Source organism: Ichthyobacterium seriolicida, from assembly GCF_002369955.1.
Lineage (GTDB): Bacteria > Bacteroidota > Bacteroidia > Flavobacteriales > Ichthyobacteriaceae > Ichthyobacterium > Ichthyobacterium seriolicida.
The window spans coordinates 980,438-999,403 of the sequence record NZ_AP014564.1 but is presented as its reverse complement, the minus strand read 5'-3'; the positions used below and the strand labels follow the sequence as shown (position 1 = coordinate 999,403).

General features: G+C 33.4%; 14 protein-coding genes and 1 tRNA gene. 9 read left to right on the top strand and 6 right to left on the bottom strand.

Annotation, left to right across the window (positions count from 1 at the left end):
* The first annotated feature begins 49 nt into the window (after nucleotides 1–49).
* Nucleotides 50–1,015 carry a type I phosphomannose isomerase catalytic subunit gene (locus tag JBKA6_RS03710; RefSeq protein ID WP_317044146.1) on the top strand — a complete coding sequence of 322 codons (966 nt, stop codon included), beginning with the start codon at nucleotides 50–52 and terminating at the stop codon, nucleotides 1,013–1,015.
* 82 nt (nucleotides 1,016–1,097) lie between these two features.
* Nucleotides 1,098–1,171: transfer RNA gene (locus tag JBKA6_RS03705), tRNA-Arg, on the top strand.
* A gap of 382 nt (nucleotides 1,172–1,553) precedes the next feature.
* Here the strand turns inward: JBKA6_RS03705 and JBKA6_RS03700 are convergent.
* Complete coding sequence (locus JBKA6_RS03700; protein ID WP_157776926.1) at nucleotides 1,554–1,775, bottom strand: hypothetical protein; 222 nt, start codon at nucleotides 1,773–1,775, stop codon at nucleotides 1,554–1,556.
* Nucleotides 1,776–2,903: 1,128 nt separating this feature from the next.
* Here JBKA6_RS03700 and JBKA6_RS03690 point away from each other — a divergent pair.
* The 5 genes from JBKA6_RS03690 to JBKA6_RS03670 all read left to right on the top strand — a co-directional run bounded on the left by JBKA6_RS03690 (nucleotide 2,904) and on the right by JBKA6_RS03670 (nucleotide 8,323).
* Nucleotides 2,904–4,289, top strand: a complete 1,386-nt coding sequence (locus JBKA6_RS03690; RefSeq protein ID WP_096685972.1) for a hypothetical protein — start codon at nucleotides 2,904–2,906, stop codon at nucleotides 4,287–4,289.
* 221 nt (nucleotides 4,290–4,510) lie between these two features.
* Nucleotides 4,511–5,050: a hypothetical protein gene (locus JBKA6_RS03685; protein ID WP_096685970.1), complete on the top strand. Its 540-nt coding sequence runs from the start codon at nucleotides 4,511–4,513 to the stop codon at nucleotides 5,048–5,050.
* 256 nt (nucleotides 5,051–5,306) lie between these two features.
* Nucleotides 5,307–5,594: a hypothetical protein gene (locus JBKA6_RS03680; protein WP_096685968.1), complete on the top strand. Its 288-nt coding sequence runs from the start codon at nucleotides 5,307–5,309 to the stop codon at nucleotides 5,592–5,594.
* Nucleotides 5,595–5,894: 300 nt separating this feature from the next.
* Nucleotides 5,895–6,950 (top strand): hypothetical protein, encoded by a 1,056-nt coding sequence (locus JBKA6_RS03675; protein WP_096685966.1) that lies wholly within the window; start codon nucleotides 5,895–5,897, stop codon nucleotides 6,948–6,950.
* A gap of 314 nt (nucleotides 6,951–7,264) precedes the next feature.
* Nucleotides 7,265–8,323: a hypothetical protein gene (locus tag JBKA6_RS03670; RefSeq protein ID WP_096685964.1), complete on the top strand. Its 1,059-nt coding sequence runs from the start codon at nucleotides 7,265–7,267 to the stop codon at nucleotides 8,321–8,323.
* Nucleotides 8,324–8,445: 122 nt separating this feature from the next.
* Here JBKA6_RS03670 and JBKA6_RS03665 read toward each other — a convergent pair whose 3' ends face one another.
* Nucleotides 8,446–9,987, bottom strand: coding sequence for an IS1182 family transposase (locus JBKA6_RS03665; protein WP_096685962.1), 1,542 nt, complete (start codon nucleotides 9,985–9,987; stop codon nucleotides 8,446–8,448).
* A gap of 445 nt (nucleotides 9,988–10,432) precedes the next feature.
* Here JBKA6_RS03665 and JBKA6_RS03660 point away from each other — a divergent pair, with 445 nt between their 5' ends.
* Both JBKA6_RS03660 and JBKA6_RS03655 read left to right on the top strand, forming a co-directional pair.
* The gene (locus tag JBKA6_RS03660; protein WP_096685959.1) at nucleotides 10,433–11,473 is read left to right on the top strand and encodes a hypothetical protein; all 1,041 of its coding nucleotides are present in this window, start codon (nucleotides 10,433–10,435) and stop codon (nucleotides 11,471–11,473) included.
* Nucleotides 11,474–11,673: 200 nt separating this feature from the next.
* Nucleotides 11,674–12,720 (top strand): hypothetical protein, encoded by a 1,047-nt coding sequence (locus tag JBKA6_RS03655; protein WP_096685957.1) that lies wholly within the window; start codon nucleotides 11,674–11,676, stop codon nucleotides 12,718–12,720.
* Between the two features lie 158 nt (nucleotides 12,721–12,878).
* On the opposite strand, the gene JBKA6_RS03645 is transcribed toward JBKA6_RS03655, so the two are convergent.
* The 4 genes from JBKA6_RS03645 to JBKA6_RS03630 all read right to left on the bottom strand — a co-directional run bounded on the left by JBKA6_RS03645 (nucleotide 12,879) and on the right by JBKA6_RS03630 (nucleotide 18,966).
* Nucleotides 12,879–14,150 carry a hypothetical protein gene (locus tag JBKA6_RS03645; RefSeq protein ID WP_096685953.1) on the bottom strand — a complete coding sequence of 424 codons (1,272 nt, stop codon included), beginning with the start codon at nucleotides 14,148–14,150 and terminating at the stop codon, nucleotides 12,879–12,881.
* Nucleotides 14,151–14,250: 100 nt separating this feature from the next.
* Nucleotides 14,251–16,989 carry a TonB-dependent receptor domain-containing protein gene (locus JBKA6_RS03640; protein WP_172843103.1) on the bottom strand — a complete coding sequence of 913 codons (2,739 nt, stop codon included), beginning with the start codon at nucleotides 16,987–16,989 and terminating at the stop codon, nucleotides 14,251–14,253.
* Between the two features lie 548 nt (nucleotides 16,990–17,537).
* Nucleotides 17,538–17,768 carry a hypothetical protein gene (locus JBKA6_RS03635; RefSeq protein ID WP_157776925.1) on the bottom strand — a complete coding sequence of 77 codons (231 nt, stop codon included), beginning with the start codon at nucleotides 17,766–17,768 and terminating at the stop codon, nucleotides 17,538–17,540.
* Entirely contained in the window at nucleotides 17,698–18,966 is a 1,269-nt protein-coding gene (locus JBKA6_RS03630) for a hypothetical protein (RefSeq protein WP_096685947.1), read from the bottom strand. Before JBKA6_RS03630 ends, JBKA6_RS03635 begins: the two co-directional genes overlap by 71 nt.

Below are 18,966 nucleotides of genomic sequence, written 5' to 3'. Positions count from 1 at the left end.
AAAAATAGCTACTTTTGCATTCGCAAAAATTAAATAGTTGTTTTGAACAATGGAGTTGTACCCCCTAAAATTTAAGCCCATATTAAAGCATCGTATTTGGGGAGGTAATAAACTAAAAACTCTCTTTGGTAAAGAAACATTTAGAAATCATAACATAGGAGAGAGTTGGGAATTATCAGGTTTGGAAGATAGTCCCTCCGAAGTTATAAATGGTCCTTTGAAGGGTAATACCATAACTCAAATCACAACTAAATACAAGGATAAGCTACTTGGCAAAAGGGTATATGAGAAAATTGGGAATAAATTTCCTCTGTTGGTAAAGCTTATAGATGCTGAGAAAGATCTGTCTATACAGGTTCACCCCGACAATGCATTAGCCCAAGAATTACACAATTCTTTTGGAAAAAATGAGATGTGGTATGTCATGCAAGCAGATGACGACTCGGAAATAGTAGTAGGTTTTAACAAGAGTTATTCCAAAAAAGAATATGTAAATCATCTAAAAGAAAACACTTTACTACAGATGCTAAATAGGCAAAAAATAGAGGAAGGAGAAGTGTATTTTATTCCCCCAGGGACAGTGCACGCCATAGGCAAGGGCATTCTCATAGCTGAAATACAGCAATCTTCAGATATAACATATAGGATATTTGACTTTGACAGATTAGATGAAAATGGACATACTAGAGAACTTCATACCCAATTGGCGCTCAGAGCAATAGATTTTAATTCGCAAGACACATATAAAAGGTTATACAATAGGGATACAGAAAACGCTTTGGTTTGTTGTGATTACTTCACAAGTAGATTGCTAATTATAAAGGGGAGTTTAAAGAGAGATTACACTGATTTAGATTCTTTTGTAATTTTTTTATGTGTTCGGGGGAGTGTAACTATCAGCACTTATAATTCTGTAAATAAAATATCTATGGGTGAGACTATATTAATCCCTTCATCTCTAAAAAAGGTTGAGTTAAATGCACAATACGCAGAATTGTTAGAAATATTCGTATAAAACAAAAGACACTATCTCAATATTTGTAAACTAAAAAAAATAACATGTATTTATTACATTTGTGCATTCATATTATGAATACGCCTGAGTAGCTCAGCTGGATAGAGCAACAGATTCCTAATTTGTAGGTCATAGGTTCAAATCCTATCTCGGGCACTATTTAACTAGTTAATCTACTGATAGTCGGCTAGTTATGAAAGTAGAAGGAAAGGGAAAGAAAAAAGAATATCTTTTTTTTCAAAAAAAGTTTTTTTCATAGGGTTGAAAAAAGTAGATACACAGTAACGAGATAATTAACCACATAGCGGGTTGCCTTTGTCTACTCTTTTGTTAAATACAATATTTATATGTTTAGGCCTTGTCTACTTTTGTAATAGTTTCGAAACATTGACTTTACGCTACACCTTCTCACAAAGGAGCTGATAATATTATAGCCCCCTCTAGTGCATATGGAGCGTCATCATGCGCCATTGCGCCTTGTCCAAAAGACAACAGCTGTTCAATAAAAATATTCATATCGCCGTAGTGTTCTTTATCTTTATCTATAAGGACCTGCCCTTTGCTCAAACAAAGGACTAATAGCTTCAATACGAGCGAATTTATTCGACTTCTTTCTAGTGTCTTTGCTCAGGGGGATATAATGACCTCTAGTATCTCCCTCTTTAGTGAATTCATCAAAGGTCAGACTTTGTATAAAGTTAGCTTCTATATAATACCAGCCTTTATTGTTTTCATAGTAATTATACAAATAGTTTATCAATATGTTTATGCTACACTTTCTCACAAAGACATAGAGAATATAATATTTTTTTTGCTTGAAGAAATATACTAAGATTATACTGGCTTATAGTCTGATATTTTGGTGTCCATAAATCTAGGGTCTGTGCAGTTTATGATTTTACAGTCTTCCATTTTAGGCATGGAAAAAAGTTTATGTTCTACTTTTTAAATATCCGTTCCTCTATCATATTATAGGATTATTAAAATATTCCCTTTGACTTGTTCTATGCCCTATTGTCTTGATTAATTTTTCTATCCTTTATTTTTTGTAGCTCTCTCCCCATAATGGATTGCCGTTTTCATACAGAGCATTAACCTGTGATGTCTCAAACTCTGTGTTTTTGCTTAGGCTGTATATGATACTGTTTTTACTTATCAGATTACCTACATCTACCTCACCCTGCAGCAATCCATAGAGGGCAATAGAGCTCCAAGTATCCAATCTAAAAGTTTTTTTACTTATTTCGTCAAAAGGAGAGGCTTACTTTCTCCACGCTCATCTGCCTCACACTCCCTAACCTTCTTTTTAAGTCTCTCAATGAACGCTCTTTGTTCTTCTGGCAAACTTTAATATATCAACTTAAGTTTAGTTTGACGACACTATACCATAAAGTGTGTAAACAAGGATTCTAGTCGTTATTTTTCTATCGAAAAGTCCACCGCCTAAATATTTCTTTTTCTAAACGGTTTCTTTAGGAAAATATGAATTTATAAACAACCATTTAGATTTTTTACCATCTATCTTTTTCGTTTATAGACAAAATAAATATATATATTTGCCTTACGCTTGAGGTCTCCTTGTTAAAAAAAAGGAGACTTATGTTGGCGTGGTACTATAAAGTTTTTAGGGCTTATTTAATCTACGCATTTCGAGCACAAACTTTAATTGACTTGTTTAGTGGTTTAATAGCTTAATAGTTTAATAGTTTAATAGTTTAATAGTTTAATAGTTTAATAGTTTAATAGTTTAATAGTTTAATAGTTTAATAGTTTAATAGTTTAATAGTTTAATAGTTTAATAGTTTAATAGTTTAATAGTTTAATAGTTTAATAGTTTAATAGTTTAATAGTTTAATAGTTTAATAGTTTAACAAATAATATCAATATCATGGAAAAAATAATAAAATACTCATTTAAAAAGACATTTATTTTGTTAGCAGCGGTTATTTTTGTGTTTTCTTGTGACAAAGAGCCAGACAAGCCTAATCCTAATCCCAAGCCTAATAAAGGAGGTGAGGTAACCAAGAGCGAGTCAGCTCTTATTAAGTCTTTTGAATTTAAATCTGCTGATAATCTAAACAAGAATTTAGGGGATGGAGATGTGCGCCCAACAAATCTTGGCTTGGGAACTATAGTCTTTGACGGTCTTCCAGCTAATGAAGACCTTACAGGTCTAAAGCCTACTATAGTGCTTTCTAATAAAGACGCCACTGTGTCTCCTGCGACTGGAGTAGCTCGAGATTTTACTGGTGCAGTAAAGTATACAGTAACAGCTGCTGACAAAACTACAACACAGGATGTTTATGTAACTCTTAACAAAGAGGGGGCAGTCAGACAAAGTCTTTTAGATATTGAGGCGGTTAAGTTTGTTAAAACGGATAATAAAAGTGGCGATAATGTAAGTAATTTTTACAAAGCTCTGTTTATCTTAAAAACCCCTGCTAGAGATGCTACTGCAGCTACTGAACCTACCGCAAATGGTTATCCAGCAGATTTCACCGCCAGGGTTAATGATAATGATATCTATGTAGATGTCCCTTTTAATACAGCTTTAACCTTAGTTGCTAACCCGGCATTTACGGCAACTGTCACTCTTAAGTCTCTTGCGGAAGGGGTTACTTTGTTAAACGGCCCTGCTGGAGTGGACTTTGGTCAAAAAGCTACTGGCGATGGCGTTGGTGATACTGATGTAAAGTTTAGTTCTGCAGCACCAATAACTCATGCGTTACTTGACGCTGAGACTGGTACAGGTAGTTACACTAAAACTTTAACCTTTGTTAAAGGTAGCGGCGAAACAGTGGAATACGAACAGTATAGAATGCATTTTAGATATGCGCAAGTGCCTTCAACTGATTGTAGTATAACTAGGTTTGCTCTTAAAAAAGCTGCTGATGGTGCTGGTGGCGCTAGTGGTAATGCTAAAATATCTGTTGATGGCATAAATGATAACGATTTCTTAGTTTTAACTCCTGAAGAAAATGCTGACAATGACGGAAGTGAAGCGGCTAAAGCTATAGAATATAAGATCGTGAAAGCTACTCACGCAACTACCATTGCAGATAATGATAATTTTAAAGTTACTGGCATGCAACTTCCAGATGGAGCTACTATATCTACAGCAAATGCTGGAGGAACTGCTCAAGCCGATCCGATAACCACTGGCATTTCTGTTACAAGTAAAGATGGTGATAATAGTATAAATTTTAAGGTAGTAGCCCAAGATGGGAAAACACACAAGTTCTACAAATTTACTTTTAAAGGCGCTGCTGCTTAGTAAGAAAAGAACAAAAAAATAATAATCATTTTAATGGTTTGCCTTTTAATCCCCTGGCTTTAAGCTGGGGATTTTTTTTATGCTTTGTTTCTAAGGCTCTCGGAAAAATAAAAAACTTATCAATTAAAAAAAGCTACTACCTTAGTGTTTTTTAAGGAATGGCTTAATTATTCATTTAAGTCGTTGACATTTATTTTTTTTAACCTTTTTTTTGAATTAAAATGAAAATATTTAAAAACCTTTTATCACTACTAACCCTTGGATTAGTCGTATTTTCTTGTAATAAACCATCTGAAGACCCTAAGGCAGATCAAAACTCAAAAGCTTTAGAATTAGTAGTAACTTCTGTGAAATTTGAGAAAGCTAAAAATCTAAAAGAAAATAATGTCTCTGAGTTCTACGAAAAGCTTTTTATCACTAAAACTCCTGCTAGAAATAAATTAGCTTCTGTTGATTCAACCGCTACTACTAACGGTTATCCAACTGAGTTTACAACTGTTCCTGCAGATATAGTAGGAGATAGTATCATTAATATCAAACTCCCGTATAACTCGCAATTTATAGACTTAACAGATAAGGCTACAGCTACGGCTACTATTACTTTTAAATCTGCTGTTGAGGGTATTAAATTAGGGGAGACTACTATCAAAGGCACTACTACGGATATTACTTTTGAAATACCTACAACAGAGCTTACTAAAGCTAAATTAACAAATGCTCCTTTCAAAAAAGAAATGATATTCTCTAAAGCTAGGAGCTAATGCTACTAGAGCTAATGCTACTGACACCCCTAGAGTAAAAAAATATACTATAGTTGTTAAATTCTCAGATAATAAATCTAGAGAGTCAGCTTTAACTGTCGCTAATAATAAAGTTACTGCGCTTGGGTTTACTAAAGGGCAATCTAGTCAACCTAATGAAAAACTTAAAGATGGAACCGCAGGAACTACAGTAACAAATCCTACTAAAACTGGCAGTAATAATGGAAAAACTAACGCTACTCCAATTGAACTTACGATGACTAAAAATACAGAGGTGGATAGTCTAACTACTTGGGGAAGTAGCATTAAATTCAAAGCAGATGCTTTAACACTTCCAGATGGAGCTTATATAGATGTGACTGCTAGTGCATTCACTGGTACTGGCGCTACTGACACAAGCACTCACCCTGTAACAGACCCTTCAACTGCTGAAGGCTTTGCTATTTCAACAGCTAATAATGGCATACAATTTAGGGTAGTAGCTCAGGATGGAGAAACAGCTACTTACTATAAGTTGACATTTAAGGATAGTGCATCTGGATAAGATTTAAGAACCTAATATTTACAATAAGAAGCTGTCTCGAAACCGAGGCAGCTTTTTTTTGTTTAAAAGTGTAGTTTTTTACCTGTTAGTTTATCTTGCTAACTAATTGATAATCAAAATAGTATGAATGCAACTTTCAGGGACTACAACCAACAACAAAAGTTTTTTTACGCTTTATTTCTAAGGCTCTCGGAAAATAAAAAACTTCTGAATTAAAATAAAGCTACTATCTTAGCATTTTGGTCAATGGCTTAGTTATTCATTTAGGTCGTTGACATTTATTTTTTAACAATATTAGGTATGAAAACAAACAAAATATTTAAAAACCTTTTATCACTACTAACTATAGGTCTAGTAGTTTTCTCATGTAATAAACCAGCTGAAACTCCTAAAACAGGGGAAGACAAAACAGATGTAAGCCCAAAAGCTTTAGAATTAGTAGTAACTTCTCTGAAATTTGAGAAAGCTAAAAATCTAAAAGACAATAATGTCTCTGAGTTCTACGAAAAGCTTTTTATCACTAAAACTCCTGCTAGAGCTAAAGGAAAAGATGTTGCTGCAGATGCAAGTAATAACGGTTATCCAACTGAGTTTACAACTGTTCCTGCAGATATAGTAGGAGATAGTATCATTAATATCAAACTCCCGTATAACTCGCAATTTATAGACTTAACAGATAAGGCTACAGCTACGGCTACTATTACTTTTAAATCTGCTGTTGATAGTATTAATTTAGAAGTGCCTAAGATCACCAATATTAAAGGAAATTCTGTAGAGATTTCATTTGAAATAAATAAAGATCATTTTACTCTGGAGAAATTAAAATCTGCTAATCCTGTTATCAAACAAGTTCTTAAATTTTCTAAAACTGGATTTACAGATAAAGTATACACTGTGAATTTTAAATTCTCTCAAACTAAATCTACAGATTCAGCTTTAACTGTTAGTGACGCTAATAAAGTTACTGGACTTGGGTTTACTAAAAAAAGTTCAGGTTTTAATGATAAGATTGAGGGAACTGCAGATACTACAGTACATAATCCTACAAAAACTAGTACTGGCAATGGAACTAAAGAGTCTCCATATGCACTTACAATGACTAAAGGCACAGAGTTGGATAATAGTTATGTTATTAATTCTACCGCGGCTAGTTTCAAAGCAGATGCTTTAACACTTCCAGATGGAGCTTATATAGATGTGACTGATTTAAAATCAGGTATAACTCACCACGTTGCAAAAAAACCTACAGAACAGTTTGAAATAAAAGATAATAATAGCTCAGGCATACAGTTTAGGGTAGTAGCTCAGGATGGAAAAACAGCTACTCACTATAAGTTGACATTTACTGCATCTTAATAAAATTTAAGAATCTAATATTTACAATAAGAAGCTGTCTTGAAACCGAGGCAGCTTTTTTTTGTTTAAAAGTGTAGTTTTTTACCTGTTAGTTTATCTTGCTAACTGATTGATAATCAAAATATTATGAATACAAATTTCAGGGACTACAACCAACAACAAAAGTTTTTTTACGCTTTATTTCTAAGGCTCTGCGAAAAATAAAAAACTCTCAATTAAAAAAAGCTACTACCTTAGTGTCCATTTTAAGGAATGGCTTAATTATTCATTTAGGTCGTTGACATTTATTTTTTTAACCTTTTTTTTGAATTAAAATGAAAATATTTAAAAACCTTTTATCACTACTAACCCTTGGATTAGTCGTATTTTCTTGTAATAAACCATCTGAAGACCCTAAGGCAGATCAAAACTCAAAAGCTTTAGAATTAGTAGTAACTTCTGTGAAATTTGAGAAAGCTAAAAATCTAAAAGAAAATAATGTCTCTGAGTTCTACGAAAAGCTTTTTATCACTAAAACTCCTGCTAGAAATAAATTAGCTTCTGTTGATTCAACCGCTACTACTAACGGTTATCCAACTGAGTTTACAACTGTTCCTGCAGATATAGTAGGAGATAGTATCATTAATATCAAACTCCCGTATAACTCGCAATTTATAGACTTAACAGATAAGGCTACAGCTACGGCTACTATTACTTTTAAATCTGCTGTTGAGGGTATTAAATTAGGGGAGACTACTATCAAAGGCACTACTACGGATATTACTTTTGAAATACCTACAACAGAGCTTACTAAAGCTAAATTAACAAATGCTCCTTTCAAAAAAGAAATGATATTCTCTAAAGCTGGAACTAATGCTACTGACACCCCTAGAGTAAAAAAATATACTATAGTTGTTAAATTCTCAGATAATAAATCTAGAGAGTCAGCTTTAACTGTCGCTAATAATAAAGTTACTGCGCTTGGGTTTACTCATAATGCAACGACAGATACAATTAATAATAAAATAAAAACTGGTGGCGGAACTGCAAGTCCAATGTATCCTAAAAAGGGAAGTGGTGGTAGTGGAACTAAAGCTTCTCCATATGCACTTACAATGACTAAAAATGAGGAGTTGGCTAATGAAGATATATCCTCATCAAGTAACTGGAAATTCAAAGTAGATGTTTTAACACTTCCAGATGGAGCTTTTATAGATGTGACTAATACCAGTGAATTCACTGATGATGTAAGTAATCACCCTGTAACAGATCCTTCAACCTCTGCTGGGTTTACTCCAACAGATGTTGATAAAGGAATACAGTTTAGGGTAGTAGCTCAGGATGGAGAAACAGCTACTTACTATAAGTTGACATTTAAGAATGCATCATCTTAATAAGATTTAAGAATCTAATATTTACAATAAGAAGAAGCCGTCTCATTAATGAAATGAGGCGGTTTTTTAATTTTTGGTATGTAGCGCTATATTTTACTTTCCTTTTAAAAGGAAGTTCCTTTTTATGATACCTTTTTTCGAAGATTGTGTGCTAAAGCATGTAATCCAAACTCTAATTCTGCTTTTTTCATCCCTTTATGTGTAAATCTCTTGAAATTTCGGTTTGATTTGATATGTCCGAAGACAGGTTCTACATCTACTGTTCTTTTTTTACGTCTATTTTGACCTTCATTACTCTTGAGCCTATTACGCATTATATTCTTATGCCTTTCAAGATGATGATTACGTTCTATCTTCCTATTGTACTTTGATTTATGGCAAAGCCCTCGTAGTGAACAACCCTGACAATTTTGTGCTTGATATACGCTGGAAGTTTGGTTGTAACCTGACTTTGTTGTATTCTTTCGGTCATAGATTTTCCCCATTCTTTGGCCCATAGGACACACATAGTAATCCTCTTGTTCATTATAATGAAGATTATCTCTATGAAAGTCAACATTAGGGCTTTTCTTTCGATTATACTTATAAGTCTGTTGCTCTTTATCAAAAGTGTTATACTTAACATATCCACTTATTTCAACATCTTCTAGGTATTGGTAATTTTCTTCACTCCCATAACCAGCATCAGCACTAAGGTATTTGGGAAGTGATTGATATAGTTTCTCGTAAGACTGTAAATGAGGTTTTAATGTATGGATGTCATTTGTATTTTGATGTAGACTGTAGTGTATGATAAACTGTGATTCTGTACTAATTTGAACATTATACCCTGGCTTTAATTGACCATTGAGCATATGATCTTCTTTCATGCGCATAAAGGTAGCGTCAGGATCTGTTTTACTATAACTGTTACGACCTGATAGTATTTGTTCTTGTTGTTGATACTTTTCAAGATTGATTGGGAAATTCTTTTCCATATAGCGTGCCTTAGCTTTGGCTTTACTGCTTGCTTTGGTATTACCTTTGAGTATCTTATTGATTTTAGTAGCCGTTTTTTCTACCTTCTCTTTATCGATCTTGCTAAAATCTTGAGGGGTAGGATCTAGATCTTCTTCATCTGCGATACTCTGAGCATACTGCCACATATTTTCCAGTTGCTCGGACATTTTCTCTTTACGAGTCTTAATCGCATTACCCCAAACAAAAGTATAACGTCCAGCCATGGATTCAATTTTAGTCCCATCTGTAAAGACTTCTTTGAGGGTTAACAAACCTTCATCTGCCAATAACAAGACCACTTGTTTGAAAATATCTTTAAAAATGGTCTTGAGTTTTTTACTACGGAATCGAGCAATGGTATTGTGATCTACTACCTGTTGAGCTGAAAGCCACATGTAAATGATGTTTTCACGCATTGCTTTCTCAATTTTTCTTGAAGAATAGGTGTTATCCATGTAGGCATATACCATTACTTTGAGCATCATCTTAGGATGGTAGCTTGGTTTCCCTTCTTTACTGTACTCAGAAATCAATAAATTGAGGTTTAGTTGTTCAATCACACCATTGACAACTCGCACAGGATGATCTGCAGGAATCAATTCTTCGATACTAGGTGGATAAAGCCAATTTTGTCCTTGGTTGTAGTCCCTGAAATTTGTATTCATACTATTTGATTATCAATCAGTTAGCAAGATACAAATTAACCTAGATTATTCATGGTTATATTTCAATATTTGATATGAGGTATTAATTTTAAAGGGTTTTAACCAAATCTAGACCACTTTAGATGGTCTCCAAAAATGGGGAACAAAAATACATTGTTTATAAACTTGAGTTAGATGGATATTTCCTTAGAAATACTGAATAAAACAATACTTTTAACCTGAAAAATTCATATGACTATGAATAATCTGGGTTAACGGGTAAAAACTACACTTTTAAACAAAAAAAACTACCTCGGTTTTGAGACGGCTTCTTTTTTTATGTCTATTTTAGTTCAAGGGATAAAAAAAACTTCTGAATTAAAATAAAGCTACTATCTTAGCGTTTTGGTCAATGGCTTAATTATTCATTTAGGTCGTTGACATTTATTTTTTAACAATATTAGCCATGAAAACAAACAAAATATTTAAAAACCTTTTATCACTACTAACCCTTGGATTAGTCGTATTTTCTTGTAATAAACCATCTGAAGACCCTAAGGCAGATCAAAACTCAAAAGCTTTAGACCTAGTAGTAACTTCTGTGAAATTTGAGAAAGCTAAAAATCTAAAAGAAAATAATGTCTCTGAGTTCTACGAAAAGCTTTTTATCACTAAAACTCCTGCTAGAAATAAATTAGCTTCTGTTGATTCAACCGCTACTACTAACGGTTATCCAACTGAGTTTACAACTGTTCCTGCAGATATAGTAGGAGATAGTATCATTAATATCAAACTCCCGTATAACTCGCAATTTATAGACTTAACAGATAAGGCTACAGCTACGGCTACTATTACTTTTAAATCTGCTGTTGAGGGTATTAAATTAGGGGAGACTCTACTATCAGGTACTACTACGGATATTACTTTTGAAATACCTACAACGGAGCTTACTAAAGCTAAATTAACAGATGCTCCTTTCAAAAAAGAAATGATATTCTCTAAAGCTGGAACTAATGCTACTGACACCCCTAAAGTAAAAAAATATACTATAGTTGTTAAATTCTCAGATAATAAATCTAGAGAGTCAGCTTTAACTGTCGCTAATAATAAAGTTACTGCGCTTGGGTTTACTAGAACTACTACATCTGGTCAACCTAATGAAAAAATTAAAAATGATTCTACAAATAATCCAATGAATCCTAAGAAAGAGAGCGCTGGTAATGGATCTAAAGCATCTCCAATTGAACTTACGATGACTAAGAATGTTGAATTAGTTGATGAGAGTAGTATTTCAAGTTGGAAATTCAAAGCTGATGTTTTAACACTTCCAAATGGAGCTTTTATAGATGCAACTGATGCGGATTTTACTAATGTTACTAATCACCCTGCAACAGATCCTACAGCTGAGTTTACTATAACAACTGCTAGTCATGGCATACAGTTTAGAGTAGTAGCTCAGGATGGAAAAACAACTACTTACTATAAGATGACATTTAAAACTTCTTAAGATTTAAGAATCTAATATTTACAATAAGAAGCTGTCTCGAAACCGAGGCAGCTTTTTTTATATCCATTTTCCATTTTAGTTCAAGGGATAAATAAAAAAACTCAATTAAAATAAAGCTACTATCTTAGCGTTTAGTATTGAAGTCAATGGCTTAGTTATTTATTTAGGTCGTTGACGTTTATTTTTTAACATTATTAGATATGAAAACAAACAAAATATTTAAAAACCTTTTATCACTACTAACCCTTGGATTAGTAGTATTTTCTTGTAATAAACCATCTGAAGACCCTAAGGCAGATCAAAACTCAAAAGCTTTAGAATTAGTAGTAGCTTCTGTGAAATTTGAGAAAGCTAAAAATCTAAATAATGGAAAGACTGAAGTTTCTGAGTTCTACGAGAAGCTTTTTATCACTAAAACTCCTGCTAGAACTAAAGGAAAAGATGTTGCTGCAGATGCAACTAATAACGGTTATCCAACTGAGTTTACAACTGTTGCTGCAGATATAGTAGGAGATAGTATTATAAATGTAAATCTTCCGTTTAACTCAAAGTTTAGTTCTTTAACGGCAGAAGCTACTGTTACAGCTAAAATTACTTTTAAGTCTGCTGTTGATGGTGTTAGCTTAGAAGGGTTTAATACTCCTATTAAAGGTGATTCTGCAGAGATTACATTTAAAGTAGCTGTAAAAGATCTTACTAAAAAGGCCTTAGAAGATGCATCTACTAAACAAGTTCTTAAATTCTCAAAAGAGGGATTCGCTGATAAAATATATACCGTGAATTTTAAATTCTCTCAAACTAAATCTACAAAATCAGTTTTAGCTACTAATACTGATGGGACTAAACTCGCTGCTCTTGCGTTTAATCATAATGCAACCTCTGGTCAGCCTAATGAAAAAATAAAAAATGGAACCACAACAAGTCCTGTGAACCCAGCAAAGGCTAGTAGTGCAGGAGCGGGAACTAAAGAATCTCCATATGCGTTTACAATGACTAAAAATGCAGAGTTGGCTAATGAAACTATTTCATCCTGGAAATTCAAAGTAGATGTCTTAACACTTCCAGAGGGTGCTTTTATAGATGTGACTGCTGCTAATTTTTCTACTTCTAGCCATACTAACCATACTGTAAAAGATCCTACAACTGAGTTTGCTATATCAGCTGCTGATCATGGCATACAGTTTAGGGTAGTAGCTCAGGATGGAACAACAGCTACTTACTATAAGTTGACATTTAAGGAATCTTAACAAGATTTAAGCTTCTAATATTTAAAATAAAAAGCTGCCTCGGTTTTGAGGCAGCTTTTTTTATTTTTAATAATTTCAAAATTTCTTTGAACAGATCTAATTCAAAAATTATTACTGTCTTAGATGCATAATTAATTCTAAGTGAACATATAAATCTATCATTTTGTCCAACCAGTTGTCCAATCGTTTTTCCCATTAGTACCACGCTCTGCCTCAGAGAAAGCGCCTATATAATTTACATTATCAAACCATGCATCCTCCTGGCTGATACTCTTAGCTTTTGTGGTAATATCATATGTTTTTGAATTATTATTACTATAGGTATTATTGTTATCATCATGATTTATAGCCTTGCCATCACTTGGATTGGCTGGTGTTCTATCATTATTTAAATAAGCAAATGTGTTTGTAGTATTATTCCTAAATATTGAATTTTGTATTAATAAACTGCCATCATTTAAATTTGCTATAGTTTGATCATGTTGTATGTCTCCCAACTTTGAAAAACCTTCTACTACAGCATTGTATATTTTAACTTTAGTCCCTGCTCTCAACTTCAATCCCATACTTCCGCTATCACCAGATTTCTTACTTCCATGTAGTGATATGTTTGACAACACGGGCGCAGAATACGGTGTAGAATCGTTATTCCTTGAATCATTATCTCCTTCTATACCCCTATCACCATTATTACTTCCTTGTTTTGCAAGCCAAAACTGTCCCTTTCCTACCCATCCATAAGTCCAATCAAAAGAGTCATCCTTACAATCTGTTGAAACTAGATGTGAAGCATTCACAGTGCCTCCAAAAAACTCGAAGCCATCATCTTTACCCTTATAAACTTGAACGTAATCAATAGTCGTTCCACTGCCTACCCCATTTAAAGTAAGACCATTGTGCTCTTTAGACTCATTTATTATATTCCCAGTATACTCTATTCTAACATATTCCATAATACCAGAGTTATCATCATTCACATTGCCTCCATATGTGACATTGGCAACCTCTGAAGTAGCCTCTTTCCCCATATTTATAGGAGCTTTGCCACAAAGTATGACCCCTCCCCAATCACCTGCCTTTTTATCAGTCTTTCCCGAAGTGAATACTATAGGTTTTTCTTTAGTGCCCTTGGCCTTTATCTTACTACCTCTCTCAAATAATAAAAAAGCGACTGAAGGTTCAGTAGGATGAGACTTTATAATAGTCCCAGGCTCTATAGTTACAGTCACACCGTCTTTGACTTTAACCCCTCCAATCAATGTGTATGTAATGCCCCCTTTTAGAGTCGTATTTTTCGTTATGTCCCCCTTGAGATCGTATTTTTTAGATTCATTATTGGGTTGATCATTATTTCCTGGAATATCCTCTTTACAAGAAATTACTGTAAAAAGAATTGATAATAGTAATATCTTAATTTTTAATGTTTTCATAATTTTTTAGTTTGGTTTATATAAAAATTTTAATTCCTTAAGTTTCACCGTTAGGCCATAACCTAGCCCGCAGACTAGAACCTTTTTTAGTCTGTTTTACCTAAAAATTGTAATTGAGACTCATACCGACTGTGACTCCCTTTTTATAACTATCTATAAGCGTGTCTTCATCTTTAAATCTCTGATATTTTTCTATGCTTTGATTTAATATATTTTTAACTGAAAGACCTAAGTTCCACTGTTTTAATAGCGTTATCTTAATTTTTAAATTTAAATTATAAAAGCCTTTTTCATATATATCTCCTGCTCCTTGGGAGCCTATGGCGTATATTCTATCAGAAAAAGTATTTAAAACAATAGAAGAGGATAAATCCATATTGCCATAAGATTTTTTATAACTGATATCCATATTGGCCAAATAAGGCGAAGCCCCCTGTAATGGTCTTTCGAGATTAGTAACTATAATACTTCCCTTTCCTGTTTTCTTCTCTCTATCTACACTTATTTGAGAATACATTAGCGATAAGTTTAACCCTAAATAAAAATCATTTAGAGCTTTAATATTAAAAATACTAGACAACCTTCTATCAAACTCTAATTCTGTTCCAAAGAGATAAGCTTTACCTGTGTTGAAATAAGAAAAAAGTCTCTCAGAAGAAGCTATAGTGACTCTTTCTATAGGATTTATAAAATACTTTCCAAATACACCCAATGTCATTATCTCTGCACTTTTAGGGAAAAACTCTAATTTCAAATCTAGATTGTAATTTTCACTGTTTTTTAAGTCTTTATTACCCTCCACGGAAAAGCCACCGAATATCTCTCTAAACTGAAAAGGCACTACCTCTTTGAAATTGGGTCTAGATATAGTCTTGCTAAAAGAAAATTTCAATTGCATATCTTTTATTAAACTATATTTTAGTGATAACTGTGGTAAAAAACTCATCTCGCTGAGATTTGTATTTCTGTATTTAACAAAAGAAGGGTCTTCGAGTAACTTATAATAAATATTGCTATTGTTGTATTCTGTTCTAAGGCCTAGGTTGGCAGTCAGAGAGGGAGTAAGATTGTATATAAAGGATGTGTAAATAGATTGATTGTCGAGATCTACTCTGTATCTATTACTAGGATTTCTGTCTTCTTGATAACTAAACAGTCCCTTTTTGAAATTGTTGTTATTTATATCTCTATCTGGATCGTTTGTGTCTAAATTCTCAATATTGAAATTATCAAAATCGTAATTGAACTGCCTAGCTTTAAAATTTCGTCTTTTCCCTCTATAGTTATATCCAAAAGACAAATATTGATCATGCGAAAAGAAATATTTAACCTCTAATTTTGCAAAATACTCATCATCTGTTAACTCACTGTAAAAACGATTATTAGACCCTTGATCTAAATTATTTATACTGGTCTTGTCTCCTTCAGTGTCAAACACTAACTGCTGACGATCTGGACGATAATTATATCCAAAACTATAGCTTCCACCCCAATTTAATTTCCAGTTTTCATCTATATCGTTATTCACTATAAGCTGTTGTAGGAATATCGAATTTCTTTTAAAATCATTGATCCTAAAAAAAGTAAGCCCTTTGTCATCCAACTCACCGTAGTACTCTTTTAGTTCTAGATCGCCTTTGTTTATAAAGAGAGTGTTTAAATTTATGAGATGACTCTTGTCGTAATTGTAATGTAGATTACTCAAAGTAGATATGGTAGCGTCATAAGAATATTTGTCATAATCGTAATCTACCAGTTTATTTTTATCAGCGTTGTACTCGTTATACTCACCGTGCCTATATTTATACTTGTTTTTGAAAGTTGAAGATATCAAAAAAGCAAATTCCTCTCTTTCACCTATTTTATAGATATCTCCTCCAGATATCCCCACTTTAATGTTAACGGGTTTAATGCCATTTGCAGAGCCAAACTTAGTCTTGAAAACATCAAAATCTTCTATATCGCTTTCATACATCTCAGTATTAGATATCTTCTCATTTAACATTCTATTAGAATCGGAAAATCCAAAATAGTTTGGAGTGGCAAAAGACGGAGTTTTAAAGTTTTTAACAAAGGTGCTAACCGTATTGATACTACTTCCAAAACTCACTTTTAAAAAACCCTCTGTGGGATAATCCTTAGTATTTATATCTATGTTAGATCCAGAAAAATCGCCGTAGAATTCAGGAGAAAAGCTCTTAAATAAAGTTATATTCTCAACTATGGAAGTCGGAAATATATCCAGGGGAATAACCTTAGCATCTGGATCTAGAGAAGGTATAGGATAAGTATTCAAAGTAACATTGTTGTATCTATCTCCCAATCCCCTCACAAAGACTTTGCTGCCACCCATGAGACTAACCCCAGACATTTTATTCAATCCCTCTACAACATTAGAGATGCCCTTCTCTGATAATTCCTTAGACCCTATATTTTCGAATAAGCTAATAGCTTTTTTCTGTTCTAAGGCGAGGATAGCTCTACTGTCTCTGTCGATTTTCTCTACTAATACTACATCGTCTAATAACTTCTTATCCTCCTCTAATACTACATTTAAAATGATATCTTTTGAAGATTCTACCCTAACTTTTTTGGAAATAGTAGAAAATCCTATATAGATAAATTCCAAGGTATGATCTCCAGGCTCTAGATAAAGATTGTATTTTCCATCAATATCTGAACTCGCTCCTATGGAAGAGCCTTTAACTAAAATGTTTACAAATGGAATGGGGTTATTATCGGTATCTGAGATGACTCCTGATATCTTCCCTTTGTTATTTTCCTTATAAATAAAGGAAAAGGATAAGAAGGCTAAAAACACACCTAATGAGATCTTCATTATATGGTTCATGGTTAACAGTAATTTTGGATTCAGCTAACGCCGCAAATAAACAAATTAAAAATGGGAAAAGTCAAGTTTAATATTATCTTTTTTTTGAAAAAATATTGTTCAAAATGATTTGAGAACCTATAAAATACCTGAAAGCCTTTAGATAACTAGCTTTAAAGATTAGTTGCCGATAGTTGAACTAGAACAGACTATTGCCTAAGCCTGAAACGAAGTTGATATAATTCCTAACAAAACACAAAATGCGACTTCTATGCTTTATCATATTCGTTTACAAGATTTATCTTCTATGAAAATAAAAGATGATTTTTTATCTTTTTCATCTTATTGAAAAATAAGGTTAAAAAATAAATGTCAACGGTCTAAATATAACTAAGCCATCGACTCCAAAAAAACGCTAGGATAGTAACTTTTATTAATTGATAAGCTTTTTATTTTTCGTAGAGCCTTAGAAACAAAGCATAAAAAAATCCCCCAACTCCGAGCCAAGGGATTGAAAAACAAACCGTTAAAATGATTTCATTTTATCTTATTTCTTACTAAGATGCAGCCTCCTTAAATGTTAACTTATAGTAAGTAGCTGTTTTTCCATCCTGAGCCACTACCCTAAACTGTATGCCTTCATCCTTTTTTGCTTTAAATTTAGTCATAGGATCTGTTGCAGGATGTTTATCAGTACTACCATCACTATCATTAAAATTAGCCTGAGTTACATCTATAACAGCTCCATCTGGAAGTTTTAAAATATCTGCTTTGATATTCAAGGCCATCTGATCCCCAACCAGGGGAATTAACCACAATCATCGTAAGATTAATTGGAGTAGTTTTAGTTTTTCCATTATTATTGCCAGTTTTAATAGGATTTATTACTAATAAAGTAGTTGCTACGGTTCCGCCTTTAAGTTTTCCATTAGGTTGATTAGATTCCTCTCTAGTAAACCCAATCCCAGTAACTTCATTTCTATTATTAACAGTTAAATCTGACTCAGCTGAAGGCACTTTCGCATATATAAAACGTATTCTATATTGTTCGTATTCTGTAGTTTCGTTTTCGCCGCTACCTTCTTTTTTAACAAAGGTTAAAGTTTTAGTGTAACCACCACCTGTACCAGTCTCAGCGTTAAATAACGCATGAGTTATTGGCGCTGTAGAACTAAACTTTACATCAGTAGAGCCAGCAGTAGCAGGCGTTCCAAAATTAACCGCAACAGAGCCATTTACCAAGGTAACTCCTTGCGCAAGAGACTTAAGGGTAACGGTTGCCGTAAATGCTGGGTTAGCAACTAAGGTTAAAGCTGTATTAAAAGGGACATCTACATAGATATCATTACCACTAACCCTGGCGGTGAAATCTGCTGGATAACCATTTGCAGTAAGTTCATCTTCACTATTAGCCCTATCATCTCTAGCAGGAGTTTCTAGGATAAACAAAGCTTTATAAAAATCACTTACTTTATCATTACCAGTAATTTTATTATCCGCCTCAACAAACTTAACCGCCTCAATATCTAAAAGGCTTTGTCTAACTTCTCCCTTTTTGTTGAGGGTCACCCAAACATCTTGTGTTGTTTTTCCATCAGCCGCTGTCACTGTATACTTCACTGCACCAGTAAAATCTTGAACCTTTCCACTTTCAGGACTTACCTTAGCGCCCTTAGAAGGAACTATAGTAGGTTTTAGATTTTCAAGGTTTGCATTAGCTGGAAGACCGTCAAAGACTATAGTTCCCAAACCAAGATTTGTTGGACGCACATCTCCATCACCTAAATTCTTGTTTGGATTATCGGTAGCTTTAAATTCAAAAGACTTAATAAGAGCTGACTCGCTCTTGGCTACCTCACCTCCTTTCTTAGGATCGTCATTTGGGTTTGGGTTTGGAACTGGAGCCTTGTCACAAGAAAAGACAAAAATAGCAGCGGCTAACAAAATAAAGCCCTTTCTAAATGAGTGTTTTATTATTTTTTTCAT